Origin of the sequence: Microbacterium sp. zg-B185 (assembly GCF_030246885.1) — a bacterium.
Classification (GTDB): Bacteria; Actinomycetota; Actinomycetes; order Actinomycetales; family Microbacteriaceae; genus Microbacterium.
In genome coordinates, this window is sequence record NZ_CP126739.1 from 1,258,027 (window position 1) to 1,271,117 (window position 13,091).

14 protein-coding genes are annotated in these 13,091 nt (G+C 69.3%); 6 read left to right on the forward strand and 8 right to left on the reverse strand.

Going from position 1 to position 13,091, the window contains the following annotated elements; genetic code table 11:
* Positions 1-18 precede the first annotated feature (18 nt).
* The 3 genes from QNO12_RS05925 to QNO12_RS05935 form a co-directional block, all read right to left on the reverse strand.
* The gene (locus QNO12_RS05925; RefSeq protein WP_257501837.1) at positions 19-963 is read right to left on the reverse strand and encodes a 5'-3' exonuclease; all 945 of its coding nucleotides are present in this window, start codon (positions 961-963) and stop codon (positions 19-21) included.
* Between the two features lie 170 nt (positions 964-1,133).
* The gene (locus tag QNO12_RS05930) at positions 1,134-1,631 is read right to left on the reverse strand and encodes a hypothetical protein (protein ID WP_257501838.1); all 498 of its coding nucleotides are present in this window, start codon (positions 1,629-1,631) and stop codon (positions 1,134-1,136) included.
* A 257-nt stretch (positions 1,632-1,888) separates the two neighbouring features.
* Complete coding sequence (locus QNO12_RS05935; protein WP_257501938.1) at positions 1,889-2,389, reverse strand: hypothetical protein; 501 nt, start codon at positions 2,387-2,389, stop codon at positions 1,889-1,891.
* A gap of 133 nt (positions 2,390-2,522) precedes the next feature.
* Between QNO12_RS05935 and QNO12_RS05940 the strand changes: the two genes are divergently transcribed.
* A complete protein-coding gene (locus QNO12_RS05940) occupies positions 2,523-2,888 on the forward strand; it encodes a hypothetical protein (RefSeq protein WP_257501839.1) in 366 nt (121 codons plus the stop codon).
* 8 nt (positions 2,889-2,896) lie between these two features.
* Here the strand turns inward: QNO12_RS05940 and QNO12_RS05945 are convergent, their stop codons facing one another.
* Positions 2,897-3,934, reverse strand: coding sequence for an FUSC family protein (locus QNO12_RS05945; protein ID WP_257501840.1), 1,038 nt, complete (start codon positions 3,932-3,934; stop codon positions 2,897-2,899).
* A gap of 74 nt (positions 3,935-4,008) precedes the next feature.
* On the opposite strand from QNO12_RS05945, the gene QNO12_RS05950 reads away from it, so the two are divergent.
* Together QNO12_RS05950 and QNO12_RS05955 are read left to right on the forward strand one after the other, a co-directional pair.
* Positions 4,009-4,785 carry an isocitrate lyase/PEP mutase family protein gene (locus QNO12_RS05950; protein WP_257501841.1) on the forward strand — a complete coding sequence of 259 codons (777 nt, stop codon included), beginning with the start codon at positions 4,009-4,011 and terminating at the stop codon, positions 4,783-4,785.
* 64 nt (positions 4,786-4,849) lie between these two features.
* The gene (locus QNO12_RS05955; protein ID WP_257501940.1) at positions 4,850-5,944 is read left to right on the forward strand and encodes an NAD(P)-binding domain-containing protein; all 1,095 of its coding nucleotides are present in this window, start codon (positions 4,850-4,852) and stop codon (positions 5,942-5,944) included.
* Positions 5,945-5,959: 15 nt separating this feature from the next.
* Here QNO12_RS05955 and QNO12_RS05960 read toward each other — a convergent pair whose 3' ends face one another.
* Positions 5,960-6,127: a methionine/alanine import family NSS transporter small subunit gene (locus tag QNO12_RS05960; protein ID WP_257501842.1), complete on the reverse strand. Its 168-nt coding sequence runs from the start codon at positions 6,125-6,127 to the stop codon at positions 5,960-5,962.
* Complete coding sequence (locus QNO12_RS05965; protein ID WP_257501843.1) at positions 6,124-7,731, reverse strand: sodium-dependent transporter; 1,608 nt, start codon at positions 7,729-7,731, stop codon at positions 6,124-6,126. Before QNO12_RS05965 ends, QNO12_RS05960 begins: the two co-directional genes overlap by 4 nt.
* A 117-nt stretch (positions 7,732-7,848) precedes the next feature.
* Here QNO12_RS05965 and QNO12_RS05970 point away from each other — a divergent pair, with 117 nt between their 5' ends.
* On the forward strand, positions 7,849-8,274 hold the full coding sequence (locus QNO12_RS05970; protein WP_257501844.1) for a YchJ family protein: 426 nt from the start codon (positions 7,849-7,851) through the stop codon (positions 8,272-8,274).
* Between the two features lie 34 nt (positions 8,275-8,308).
* The gene (locus tag QNO12_RS05975; protein WP_257501845.1) at positions 8,309-8,806 is read left to right on the forward strand and encodes a DUF427 domain-containing protein; all 498 of its coding nucleotides are present in this window, start codon (positions 8,309-8,311) and stop codon (positions 8,804-8,806) included.
* A 9-nt stretch (positions 8,807-8,815) separates the two neighbouring features.
* On the opposite strand, the gene QNO12_RS05980 is transcribed toward QNO12_RS05975, so the two are convergent.
* Positions 8,816-9,571: an LON peptidase substrate-binding domain-containing protein gene (locus tag QNO12_RS05980; protein WP_306820595.1), complete on the reverse strand. Its 756-nt coding sequence runs from the start codon at positions 9,569-9,571 to the stop codon at positions 8,816-8,818.
* An 82-nt stretch (positions 9,572-9,653) separates the two neighbouring features.
* Positions 9,654-10,694, reverse strand: a complete 1,041-nt coding sequence (locus tag QNO12_RS05985) for a hypothetical protein (RefSeq protein ID WP_257501846.1) — start codon at positions 10,692-10,694, stop codon at positions 9,654-9,656.
* 214 nt (positions 10,695-10,908) lie between these two features.
* Here QNO12_RS05985 and QNO12_RS05990 point away from each other — a divergent pair, with 214 nt between their 5' ends.
* A complete protein-coding gene (locus QNO12_RS05990) occupies positions 10,909-13,080 on the forward strand; it encodes a M66 family metalloprotease (RefSeq protein ID WP_257501847.1) in 2,172 nt (723 codons plus the stop codon).
* Positions 13,081-13,091: the final 11 nt, after the last annotated feature.

The following is a 13,091-nucleotide window of genomic DNA, read 5'->3' on the forward strand; positions in this document are numbered from 1 at the left end:
CGGGCCGGCCCCGCCGAGTCAGCCCTTGCGCGCGCCGGTGGCGTCCAGCGCGCCGATGATGCGCGTCATCGCGGTGCCCAGCGCCCAGCGGTCGGCGAGGGCTGCGGCATCCGCCCGCGCACCGTCGTCGAGGGGCTGCAGCACCCATTCGCGGGCGTCGAGGTCGAGATCGAGGTCCTTGACGACTTCGACGACCGTCGGCGCGACGGCCAGGTAGGGCAGCGAGGAGAGGACCTTGCTGCGGATCCCCGCCGACATCCCTTCGCCGCGCTCGGCCGCCGCGAGAATGCCGGCGAGGTCGCCGTGCGCGGCGAGCAGGCTCGCGGCGGTCTTCTCGCCGATGCCCGCCACGCCCGGCAGCCCGTCGGATGCGTCGCCGCGCAGGGTCGCGAAATCGGCATATTGGCTCGGCAGCACGCCGTACTTGGCAACGACGGTGGCGTCGGTGACGGTCTCGAGGTTGCTCATCCCTCGGGCGGTGTAGATCACGCGGACCTGTGCGGCGTCGTCCACCAGCTGGAACAGGTCCCGGTCGCCCGTGACGACGTCGACGGGCAGAGTCGCGCGCGTTGCGAGAGTGCCGATGACGTCGTCGGCTTCGTGTGCGGCCGCGCCGACGATCGTGATGCCGAGCGCGTCCAGGACCTCGCGGATGACAGGCACCTGAACCTCGAGCGGGTCGGGGACGACCTCGATGTCCGGCCCGACGGCGGTGATCTCGGCGACCCGGTGGGTCTTGTACGTCGGAATCAGGTCGACGCGCCACTGCGGACGCCAGTCATCGTCCCAGCACGCGACCAGATGGGTGGGCTCGTAGGTCGTCACGAGCTTGGTGATGATGTCGAGGAAGCCGCGCACCGCGTTCACGGGGGTGCCGTCAGGCGCTCGTACCGTATCGGGCACGCCGTAGAAGGCACGGAAGTACAGCGACGCGGAGTCCAGCAGCATGAGGCGTTCGGTCACGCGTGTCATCCTGCCACGACGGTGTGACGCGGGCACGCGGCCTGGACCCCGCCGTTTGAGTCCGGACCCCGCCGTTCGAGGCTCGACCCCGCCGTGTGAGGCTCGCCTGTCACGTTGTGCGCGGTGGGTCGGCGTGTTGTGACAGGGGAGCGGGGGTGGGGGACGGGGGATCAGCAGCCGGGGCCGGCGGGGTTCTCGGCGCAGGTGCGATCCACCAGCGCGGTGCGCGCTTCCACGACGCGCACGTCGTAGCCGCCATCGGTGGCGGTGACATACCCCGTGACGGGCCGCCACGTCCCGGATCCGAAGTCGACGTAGGCGGCGTACTGCACGGTGACGCTCACCGGGTACGTGCCGCGCTCGCGGTAGACGTGACTCGTCGCGGTCGGCGTGAACTGCGCCTGCCCGAGGCTCTCCCAGCTCGCGCCGCCCGTCATCGATCGCGCCGTCGACCCGTCGCCGTAGTCGAACACGAACCCGGCGGGAACGAACTGCACGGTCACGTCCCAGCCCAGCAGCGTCCCGCTCATGACCTGCTCGGATGCCGCAGCCACGACGTTCGCCGGTGCTCCGACGATGCCGAATCCCGCCGGTTCGCCCGTCAGCGACGGCGCGGCCGGCCGGAAGGAGGCCAGATCGGCCGCCGTGACATCGGGCGGAGTCACCACGATGAAGCCGCACCGGTCCGGCTGCGTCGGACAGCGCGGAGCGGGGGGCGAGGGCTCGCCGGGGGCGGGTGAGCCTCCTCCGCGCGAGTCGCCGACCGGAGGTGCGGGTTCGTCGATGCTCGCCCCGATGTCCACCTGAGAGCCGTTGTTCGAGACCTGGCAGACGCCAGTCCAACTGCTGTTGCTATAGCAATCGGAGACTGATTGAGGGGTTGTCGCCGGAGCGAGCGCGACGGATGCGACTAGGAGTGCGTGGATCAACAATCCTGCTGCCCTCCGTCGATCGACGAGATCACCAGCCCGGTAGCCGTCGTCTCACTGTGATCGAGCCTTACGAGGCTCGGCTGCGCGGCGGGGCGGTTGGGATCCACCACCGAGGCGCCCGAACTGTCGGTAACCATGACTGCGCTCACGTCCGTGCAAGTCTCCAGAGTGACGGTGGGATCCGCGTGCCCACGGTACTGGCGGGGCTCTACAGCGGTGACGATTGTCGAGCCCTCAACGCTCCAGCCGTCGGCGTGCATCTGCGTCAGTGACTTTTTCTCCCCAGCATTTGCCTCACCCGTCGTCCACTCGTACACGGCCTCGAAGGTCTCCGGATCACTCAGATCCACCTGGTTCAGCGCATCCACATAGGCGCGATAGGTCTCCTCGGCCGCCGCGAACGCCTCCTCCTCACTGGCGAAGACCGAGGCTGTCGGAGTCGGCTCGGGCTGGGGCTGGCATCCGGTCGCCAGTCCGGCGAGCACCGCGAGCATGAGGATCACGGAGGCGACTCGGGGGATCACCCGACCAAGGTATCCGCGATCCGGACCGGCCCACCCGACTTATCCACACCCCGGCGTCCGCGTGGCGTGGTGCGGCGTGCCGGCACGCTGACATACTGACCGCGTGAAGATCTCGAACCTGTACGGCATCATCGCTGTCGTCGCGCTGACGGCCGGCCTCAGCGCCTGTGCGGCGCCCACACCGGTGATCGCGCCCGTGACCATGGACGCCGACGACCTGCAGGGGGCCACCGTGGACCTCGTGGTGGGTCAGGTGCTGAACATCAACACGGGCGACCTCGCCGTCGACAGCTACAGCGGCAAAGTGGCGGACACCAGCGTCGCGGAGTTCGTCGCGGGCCGCGAAGATGGCGGAGCCACGTCCAACCCCGGGGTGAAGGCGCTCGCGGAGGGCTCCACGCAGGTGGTCATGTCCAATTCGAACGGCGGCATCCAGAACCTCACCTTCACCGTCGACGTCGGCAAGTAGCCGTTCCGTCACGAGGCAGGTTCGAGCGCCTCGTGGATCCGGCGCAGGTCCTCCAGCATGGAGCCGATCAGCACCCAGTGGTCACTCGACGGCGTGCTCACCCTGAGCGGCGCGGTCAGCGCGGCCGGTTCCTCCCGGTGCTCCGCGATCAACGGCGCGGCATCCGTTCGTCGCACTTCGAGGCGCACGTCGTGTGCGGCGCGTCGCAGCTGCTCTGCGATCGCCTGGACGGCGGGCTCGTCCGCGATGGTCGGGTCGTAGTGGTCGGCGAACGCGCGGGTCATGCCGACGGTCTGCGTGACGATGGGGCCCAGACGGTCCAGCAGCGCCTGGACTGCGGCAAGGTCCTCACGGTGCCGGCGCCCCCGCGGATTGAGGGAGAGCGACTCCGTCCCGACCTCGATGGCCGCGTCCGCGGCATCCTTCATCGGCCGCATGAGCCGTGCTTCCACGAGCAGGCCGTGCAGCTGACCCGCGGACTGCGGTGACTCTAGCGCACCGGCCAGCCGCTCGAGCGAATTGGCGAGCTCGTTGCCGAGCGCCATGACCGCGTTGCGTGCGGGTGCGACGGCGACGGGCGGCACCAGCGCGAGGTTGACCAGGATGCCGATCACCGCGCCGATCAGCGTCTCCAGCACGCGGTTGACCGCGTAGGCGGGCGTGGCCGTGCCCAGGGCGAGCACCAGCAGCGCGCTGATGGCGACCTGGTTCGTGGATCCCGGAGTCAGGCGCAGCGCCCACGCGATCAGCAATCCGGTCACCGTGGCGAGCAGGATCACCCAGGTGCTGCCGCCGAGGAGGATGCCGAGCAGGGAGGCGATCACGACACCGGTGAAGACTCCGATGCTGCGCTCGACGGCCTTTGTGAGCGACTGGTTCAGGCTCGGCGCGACCACCAGCAGGGCGGCGATCGCCGCGAACACAGGCGGCTCTCCCGGAATGAGCAACCCCGCGATCAGCCACGACGCCGCGATGGCGATCGCCGACTTGACGACCTGCAGGAGTGGGCTGCGGTGGGAGGCTCGGATGCCGGCGGTGACTCGCATCCTCCGAGGGTATGCCTGGCTCCGTGCCGGATGCGGCGAGCCGACCGCTTCGACGACCCCGATACCGTGGACGGATGAGCACTCAGCCAGAAAAAGCACAGACCCTCGCCCAGCTGCATGCCGCGCCCGAGATCCTCCGCGTCGTGAACGTCTGGGACGTCGTGTCTGCCAAGGCCATCGCCGCCATGTCGCAGACCAAGGCGCTCGCCACCGCGGGCCACTCGATCGCCGCGACGTTCGGGTACCCCGACGGCGAGAAGATCCCCCTGGATGTGATGCTGGACATGATCGGCCGGATCGCCGCCGCCGTCGACCTGCCCGTCTCCTCGGACCTCGACGCCGGTTACGGCAACCCGGGCGAGACCGTCCGTCGTGCGATCGGCGTTGGTGTGGTGGGCGCCAACGTGGAGGACGCCCTGAAGCCCCTCGCGGAATCGGTCGCCGCCGTGGAGGCGATCATCGCCGCGGGGCAGGCGGAGGGTGTGCCCTTCGTGCTGAACGCCCGTACGGATGCGTTCGTGCGCGCCGGCGACCGCCCGATCGCGGAGTCCATCGCTGATGCGATCACCCGGGGTCGTGCCTACATCGATGCGGGAGCGGATCTCGTGTTCGTTCCGGGCAAGCTGGACGCGGACACCACCCGCCGGCTGGTCGACGGGATCGGCGAACGCAAGATCAGTGTCATCGGCGTTCCCGGCGCGCTGTCGGCTGCCGAGTACGAAGCGCTCGGTGTCGCGCGCATCTCGTACGGTCCGCTCACCCAGCGGGTCGCACTGACCGCGCTGCAGGATGTCGCCGCCGACCTCTACGCCGACGGAGTGATCCCGACCACCACGCGGAATCTGAACTGACGGCGCCGCCCCCGATTCCCTCGGCCGAGGGAATCGGGGTCACCCCGTGGATGTTCACGTGAGCATGGAGCACACGCCCGTCGACGTCGTGGTGATCGGCGCGGGCCAGGCGGGTCTGTCCGCGGGATACCACCTTCAACGCCGGGGATTCGTGCCCGTGGGGCGGGCGTCCCAGGGGGAGCGCACGTTCGTCGTCCTCGACGCGAACGACCGGCCGGGCGGCGCCTGGCAGCATCGGTGGGCGTCGCTGAAGATGGCGACGGTCAACGGCATCCACGAGCTGCCGGGGCATGCGGTGCCGGAGGCGCCCGGTCACGCCGCGAGCCGCGACGTGCTGCCGCCCTACTTCAGCGAATACGAGTCGAAGTACGCGCTCGACGTGCGTCGACCGGTGCGGGTGACTGCGGTGCGGCGTGCCGACGAGGACCCGAGGGGCCGGCTGCTGGTCGACACCGACGACGGCGCCTGGGCGGCGCGCTACGTGATCAACGCGACCGGCACATGGACGCGCCCGTTCTGGCCGCACTACCCCGGCCAGAGCCGCTTCCGCGGGCGGCAGCTGCACGTCGCCGATTACGGGTCCGCGGAGCAGTTCGCCGGTCAGCGCGTGGTGATCGTGGGGGCGGGGATCTCGGCGGTGCAGCTGCTCGATGAGATATCCCGGGTGGCCGACACGTTCTGGGTGACCCGACGCGAGCCGGAATGGTCCGAGGAGGCGTTCGACATCCCCGCGCGGGTGGCCGCCATCGCCGGGGTCGAGGATCGCGTGCGGCGGGGCCTGCCGCCGGGCAGCGTCATCTCGGTGACCGGCATGCACTGGACACCGTGGGCTCGGGCTGCCCAGGCGCGAGGCGTTCTGGAGCGGCATCCGATGTTCAGCGCGATCGAGGAGGACGGCGTCCGCATGCCGGACGGCTCCTTCGAGCCCGCGGATGCGATCCTCTGGGCAACCGGCTTCCGGCCGGCCGTGGACCACCTGGCGCCGCTGCGGCTGCGCACACCGGACGGTGGCATCCGCGTGGCAGACACCCGCGCTCTGGACGAGCCGCGGCTGTTCCTCATCGGCTACGGACCGTCGCAGTCCACCATCGGCGCCAACCGCGCCGGCCGCGCCGCGGTGGGGGCGATCGTCGCCGACGAGGCGCCTGTCCCCGCGTGACGCGCTGATCAGGTCTCAGGTGTCATGGATGATCGGGGCGTCATCGTCGCGATGATCGTCGATGCCGCCGGGCGGATAGTCGGTCAGTTCGGGCCGGGACCGGAGGTACAGCGTGCTCGCCACCAGCCCGCCCCAGACGACCACGATCGCGAGGATCAGGAAGGTGATGGCGATCGGGGTCATGACGATGCTCCTTCCCGCGTCGGAGAGTTCGACGCGGCGACCGGACCAGCCGGCGGATAGGGGGGCCAGGCCGTGAAGTCATCCGGCGACCGCCGCCAACGGAACATCGGCAGCACGATGGCCGCGACGATGACGAACGCGATCGTTCCCCAGCCCATGACCGCCAGATACCAGGGCGGCAGCCCCTCATAGCCCTCGATGATCAACGTGATGATCCGCTGGATCAGCATGTAGCCGAGCACCACGGGTGCGAGCAGTCCGACCAGCAGAACCCAGATCCGACCCACCCGGAACGTCGACACCGCGTTCAGGTGGTAGCGCAGTTCGGGGCCGCTCCGCAGCACCCAGATCACCAGGATGGTCGATATGACCGCGGAGGCGACGATCCCGACGTTGTTCGCCCACTGGTCGGTCACATCCAGAGCCAGCAGGCCCGTCGTGGTGGCGAACAGGAGGACGGACAGGATCGCGGAGAGGATGCCGACACCGACTGCGGCGCTGCGGCGCGAGATCCCGAACTTCTCCTGCACCGCAGCCGAGACCACCTGCAGCACGGAGATGAGGGAGGTGAAACCGGCCATCACGAGCGAGCCGAAGAACAGCGCCCCGAAGATCGGTCCGCCGGGCATCTGGGACACGATCGCCGGGAACGTGATGAAGGACAGGCCTACGCCGGTGAGACCTTCGAGTTCACCGACTTCGATGCCCTGCTGGAAGGCGAAGAATCCCAAGGTCGCGAACACTCCGATGCCGGCGAGGATCTCGAAGGACGAGTTCGCGAACGCCACGACGAGCCCCGGGCCGGTGAGGTTTGAGCGGCGCCGTCGATAGGACGCGTAGGTGACCATGATCCCGAACGCGATCGAGAGCGAGAAGAAGATCTGGCTGTACGCGGCGATCCACACGTTCGGGTCACCCAGGGCCGCCCAGTCCGGCGTGAACAGTGCGTTGAGTCCTGCCGCAGCACCGTCCAGGAGCAGCGCGCGGACGACGAGGATCGAGAAGGCGACGACCAGGAGCGGCAGGAAGATGACGTTCACCCGCTGCAGCCCCTTGGCCACGCCCAGGACGAGCACGAGGATGACCGCGAGCCACACGATCAGCAGCGGAATGAGCACACCGGGGACGAACTCCAGGCTGAAGCCGGGATCGCCGACCTGCAGATATTCGCCGGTGAGGAAGCCGGCCGGGTCGTCGCCCCATCGCAGATCGAACGAGAACCCGAAGTAGCTGAGCGCCCAGGCGATCACGGCGGTGTAGTACAGCCCGATCACGAACGCGATCGCCACCTGGAACCACCCGAGCGACTCCATCCAGACCTTGCCCCTGCCGAGTCGTCGGAACGCGGTCGGCGCAGAGCCGCGGAAGCGGTGCCCGATGGCGTAGTCGAGGAACAGGATGGGGATTCCGGCGGTGATCAGGGCCACCAGATAGGGGATGAGGAACGCGCCGCCGCCGTTCTCGTACGCCACGCCCGGGAAGCGCCAGATGTTGCCCAGGCCTACCGCGGACCCGATCGCGGCCAGGATGAACCCCACCTGGCCGGTCCATTCCTCCCGCGGCTTGTCCGGAGTGGCCGGCTTTCCGTTCTGCACGTCCGTCATTGGGGGACTCCTCGTATGCCGTCGCTTCGATGCGATGCTCGTCGGTACGCGGCACGCTACCAGGCTGGTTGCGTCTGCGCTCGCCTAGGCTTGCGGACGGTCCAGAAGGGAAGAATCATGTCATTCGGCAACGCCGCCTCGCGCCGCGCGCGCGCCGTGGAGGCGACGGCGGCCTGCCCCTGCGGGAGCACGGCGACATTCGGCGGATGCTGCGGGCCGCTGCTGCGGGGTGCGCCGGCACCGACGGCCGAACGTCTGATGCGCTCCCGTTATACGGCATTCGTCCTCGGCGACGATGACCATCTGTCCGGATCCTGGCATGCCCGCACACGTCCGGACGCCGTCGACTCCGCGAGCGGCCCGCACTGGACCGGCTTGGAGATCCTCGACATCGAAGGCGGCGGGGTCGAGGATGCCGACGGCGTCGTGGAGTTCCGCGCCAGATGGACCGACCGGGGCACGCGCGGTGAGCTGCACGAGCGCAGCCGGTTCGTTCGGCAGGCCGGGCGCTGGTGGTATGTCGCCGGAGATGTCCTGGGATGACCCTCACCTCGTGAATCGTGCGTACCGTGGAGGCATGCCCCACCCCACGCCCGATCCCGTCCTGGCCGGTCAGGAGTCCGTGTGGGACTACCCGCGGCCGCCCCGCATCGAGACCGTCGATCGCCGCGTCACGATCGAGATCGGTGGTCAGCGGATCGTGGACACGGCGGATGTCGTGCGCGTCCTCGAGACCAGCCATCCGCCCGTCTATTACCTGCCGATCTCGGCGTTCGCCGAGGGGACGCTGATTCCCGCGCGAGGTTCGTCGTTCTGCGAGTTCAAGGGCTACGCGCGCTATTTCGACGTGCGTGGCGGCGATCGGACGGCCCAGGGCGCGGCATGGAACTATCCGACCCCTGCGCGCGGTTACGAACTCCTGGCCGACCGTGTCGCGGTCTACGCCGGCAAGATGGACGTCTGCACCGTCGACGGTGAAGTCGTCGCGCCGCAGCCCGGCGGGTTCTACGGCGGCTGGGTCACTGCCGACGTCGTCGGTCCGTTCAAGGGCGACCCGGCAACCCTCGGCTGGTAACGGCGCAGGTCATGGCCCCGGCGGGGTCCCGTCCTCGGACGCGGCATCCGGGTCGTCGTCGTCCTGCGGCACGGCGCTCGGGCCGTCGTCGGGAGCCTCTTCCTCGGCCTGCGCTTTGTCGAGGAGGTCTATCAGCGCCGCATCGAAATCGTCTCCGCGCGGCGGGGCCGTCAGAAGCGGCTCCGCGGCCAGTGTCAGATCGATCAGCTCGCGCAGCAGTCCGCCGACCGTGGTCGAGCGCAGCAGACGGAACTGATCCAGCTGGCCGAGGGGAGCGATGGCCGCAAGCTGCCAACTCGACTCGAGCGGGTCATCCGACAGCTCTACACTCGGATCCCACTGCACCTCGGCGAACTCCGCTGCGCGCGCGAGAACCCGACGAACGATGCGCTCGGCCTCGGTGTGCAGCGGGGTGAGCGCGTCATCCCAGACCAACGGCGGCAGCTCCCGCACCGAGGCCGTCGGGTACGGCTGGTCATCGCGCCATTCGTCGACCTCGACGCGCGAACCGCCCACGGCGATGAGGTGGATATCGCTTTCACCCGCCATGACGTTGGTGATGCGTGCCATCGTGCCCACTCGCACGCGCTGTTCGCCGCCGCCGGTCTCGCTGCCGCGCTCGATGAGCACCACGCCGAACTGCGGATCCTCGTCGTCCAGCAGTCGGCCGAGCATCATGAGATAGCGCTCTTCGAAGATCCGCAGTGCCAGGGGCGTGTGCGGAAAGAGCACCGTTCCGAGTGGGAACATCGCGACGTTCGCCATGCATCCAGTCAATCAGCGTTCCGGCAGACCGGGCCGGAAAACTGCAATTCCGCGCCGGTCGGCGATCCCGCTGGCGGTGCGGCTACTGTGGCGCGGCCCAGTAGAGCTCGTAGTCGAAGCCGATGGCGGTACGCACGCCACCGACCGCATCCAGCGGCGCGTCGACCACGGAATGGAACGTCACGGTTTGGCCGGGCCCCATCGTCGCCAGGTCCAGCGCGCTGAGATACCCGTCCGGCAGCAGGAGGTACTCCTCCTCCAACGGCGCGCCGCCCAGGGTGACCCAGGAGGTCTCGACGACCCATTCATAGTCCCGCCACGGATCGATGGTCCCGTCGCCGATGTACGTCAGTGTGACCGGAACGGCGCTGTACACACCCGTCTCCGGAGTCGGATTGAACAGGTCCTCGGCGGCGAGCTCGCCGGTCAGGTCCACCGGTGTGCCGACCGAGATCTCCCAGACGGGATCGCCGGTCGCGGCGTTCCAGATCGGAACGAGCTCACCGTAGCCATACGGGCTGTCGATCGTCCCGCGCATGCCGTCGCTGCCGTCCGTCGGCTCGGCGTCCACGGGGGGGACGTAGGTCTCGGACGAGGGCAGCGGGCTCGGAACGACCGCGTCATCGCGCCAGGCATCGGCGAGCCCGAAGAGTCCGAAGACGACGGTGGACAGGATCCACGCCGTCATCCCGCCCACCACTGCGACGACGATCGCGGCCACGCCGAAGCCTTTGCCGCCCTGACGGCGACTCGCGAGCGCGACGATTCCCAGAACGATCGCGGCGAGCAGGATGAGCCCTGCCACCACGCTGATGATCGGGACCAACACCGCGACCACACCCGCGAGGGCGGTCGCCAGTGCGACGGTGGCGAGCGTCTTCGGGCGGGAATCCGGCGCCGCGGCGTACGGCTGCGGATAGGGGTACTGCATCGGCCCGCCGGGATACTGCGCTGTCTGCGCGTGCGGCGGCGCGGGATACGGCGCTGTCTGCGCGTACGGCGAACCAGGCGCCTGCTGAAGCGCTGGATTCGGCTCGGGCGGGGCTCCGGGATAGCGCTGGATGAATGCCGGCGGCGGCGGCGCGGAATCGCGATTCGCGTCGCCGGTCGGAACCTCTGTCATGGCACGTCCTTTCGGTGCACCGACCGCGCACGCCTCACGACTCGCAGTGTATCGCCGACCTCGCCGTGCCGATCCCCGCTCCACACCGACGCGACCGTCTCGTCGGCGAAACCCCGCGGAGTGTGCGGGTCCGTGCCGTCATTCCGCCGCTGTGAGTATCACCGCGCCCGGCCTCGTCCTCTCCACTGCAGAGATCCGACGACCGGAGGTGGCCATGCCTGAATTCGACGACATCGTCCAAAGCTTGAAACGGCTGCGGGACGTCATCGAGCTGGAGTCGCCGTTCTTCACCGGTCCGGCAATCACCGGCATCGAGGTGACGCAGGCGATCCAGTACTACGACTCCTCCGAGCACCTCAGTGATCCCGCCGACCGGGGCATGGACAATGCCGCCACACTGGTCGCATACAAGCCGGCCATCGTGCGGGTCTACGTACGCCCGCCGCTCGGCGACACACTCGGAGAGCCGGTCACGGGGGAGCTGCTGGTCGAGCGCGGGAAATTCTTCGGGCCGTATCGCACGATCGGCACGTATGCGCCGGTGTGGACGAACACGGTCACGCCGCAGGACGACAGCTACGACGACGAACGGCGCAACTGGTGGCGTTCGCTGAACTTCCGGATACCGGCATCCGACTTCGTCGGCTCCCTGCGGTTGACGGTGACCCTCGAGACCGGGCAGACCCACACCGTATCGGTGGTTGCCGCGCTCGTGCAGACGTTGCGGGTCCGCGTCATCGGGGTGCACTACCAGGGACCGAGCACGTCATCGCCTCCGGCCGGGACGGCCGCGACGGCGCTGGACCTCCCCGCTCCTTCGCTCGCGGATGCGCAGGTCACGGCGGCGCTCGCCTTCCGTGCCATGCCCGTGCAGCAGACCGGATCGTTCGCCACGGCGGGTGCGATGAACTGGTTCGTGCCGCTCGACGATCCGCGCAACGGGGCGGGTGGGTGCTCGGACAACTGGAACTCGCTGCTGGCCTGGATGCGACTGATCCGGGACAACGACGGCAACCGTTCCGATGTCGTCTACTACGGGCTGCTGCCGGCCGGAATGCCTGTCGGAGTCCCGGGCTGCGGCGAGGGCGGGCTGGGCGCGGGGCGCGTCGGCGACACCGTGACGTTCGTGCACGAGATCGGACACGGATACGGCTTCGCGCACACGCCCTCCGGGTCGGTGGGCACGCCCGACCCGGACTATCCGGTCTACGAGCCGCACCCATCGGCATCCATCGGCGAATACGGCATCGACATCCAGAACGGGCAGGTGTACTCGCCGGCTTCGTCGACGGACTACATGAGCTACGGTCCGATGCGGTGGATGTCGCTCTACCAGCACAATCGGCTGATCTCCCACCCGCGCCTGGCCCCGACCTGGATCCGCGACAAGAACCCGTTCGAGGACGTGCCCATCCCGTACGATCCGGACGACCTGTGGTGGCCCGATCCGCCCTGGCGGAGGGAGGAGCTGGTGATCCACGAGCTGCGGCCGATGATCTCGGTGCGGGGATTCGTCGACGAGCGCGGAGCGGTGCGGGTGGACTCGGTCGCCCGGGTGACTGCCAGCGCCACGATGCACGGACCTGCGACGGACTGGTCGCTGCAGCTGGTGTCCGGCAGGGGCGAGGTCGCAAGCCGCGGCCAGCTCACCCGCGTGGACAACCATGGCGGGCAGGCCTGCGGCTGCGCGCCTGGCGCGCACGAGGGCAACCCGAACCGATTGCCGTTCGCGTTCCACGCGATGATCCCGGATGCCGAGCCCGGAGCGGCGCTGCAGATCACCGACCCGCGCGGTGAAGGCTCCTGGGAGCGGCTCGCACCCGAACGTCCGGCACGCTTCACCCGTGCCGAGGGGGCGCTTGACGGCGACTCGCTGCGGCTGAGCTGGTCCCTTGACCGTGGGATCGAGGTCGCCGACGTCTGGGCGCAGTGGAGCCAGGACGACGGGCGAAGCTGGCACGGCCTCGCGATCGGGCTGACCGACGGGGACGAGCTGAGCGTGGCCGGCCTGCCCGCGGGGGTCGTCCTGGTGCGGCTGCTCGGTCATGACGGGTTCTCCACCGCCTACTCCGACGCCATCGAGGTCGAGATTCCGCAGCGCGCCCCCGAGGTCGCGATCCTGTACCCGACCGACACCGGGACTGTCCTGGCCGACACGCCGATCGAGGTCTTCGGCAGCGCGGTCGATCAGGCCGGCGCCCCGATCGAGGAGGAACGACTCGAGTGGCTGGTCGACGGGGAGCCGGTCGGCCGCGGCCGCGTGGTTTCGCTGACGCTCGAGCCCGGTGAGCACACCGTATCGCTCGTGGCCCATGCCGCCCCGGAGGGATCGACCCGGGTGCGGGTGCAGGCGCTGCGACTGGAGGACGCGGCCGGCACGCAATAGGCCGGGCGTCC

Coding starts and splice junctions, on each gene's coding strand:
- QNO12_RS05985 (WP_257501846.1), bottom strand. CDS start 10,694: ATGACAGAGGTTCCGACCGGCGACGCGAATCGCGATTCCGCGCCGCCG.
- QNO12_RS05965 (WP_257501843.1), bottom strand. CDS start 7,731: ATGACGGACGTGCAGAACGGAAAGCCGGCCACTCCGGACAAGCCGCGG.
- QNO12_RS05990 (WP_257501847.1), top strand. CDS start 10,909: ATGCCTGAATTCGACGACATCGTCCAAAGCTTGAAACGGCTGCGGGAC.
- QNO12_RS05945 (WP_257501840.1), bottom strand. CDS start 3,934: ATGCGAGTCACCGCCGGCATCCGAGCCTCCCACCGCAGCCCACTCCTG.
- QNO12_RS05960 (WP_257501842.1), bottom strand. CDS start 6,127: ATGACCCCGATCGCCATCACCTTCCTGATCCTCGCGATCGTGGTCGTC.
- QNO12_RS05950 (WP_257501841.1), top strand. CDS start 4,009: ATGAGCACTCAGCCAGAAAAAGCACAGACCCTCGCCCAGCTGCATGCC.
- QNO12_RS05935 (WP_257501938.1), bottom strand. CDS start 2,389: ATGCTCGCGGTGCTCGCCGGACTGGCGACCGGATGCCAGCCCCAGCCC.
- QNO12_RS05975 (WP_257501845.1), top strand. CDS start 8,309: ATGCCCCACCCCACGCCCGATCCCGTCCTGGCCGGTCAGGAGTCCGTG.
- QNO12_RS05955 (WP_257501940.1), top strand. CDS start 4,850: ATGGAGCACACGCCCGTCGACGTCGTGGTGATCGGCGCGGGCCAGGCG.
- QNO12_RS05970 (WP_257501844.1), top strand. CDS start 7,849: ATGTCATTCGGCAACGCCGCCTCGCGCCGCGCGCGCGCCGTGGAGGCG.
- QNO12_RS05980 (WP_306820595.1), bottom strand. CDS start 9,571: ATGGCGAACGTCGCGATGTTCCCACTCGGAACGGTGCTCTTTCCGCAC.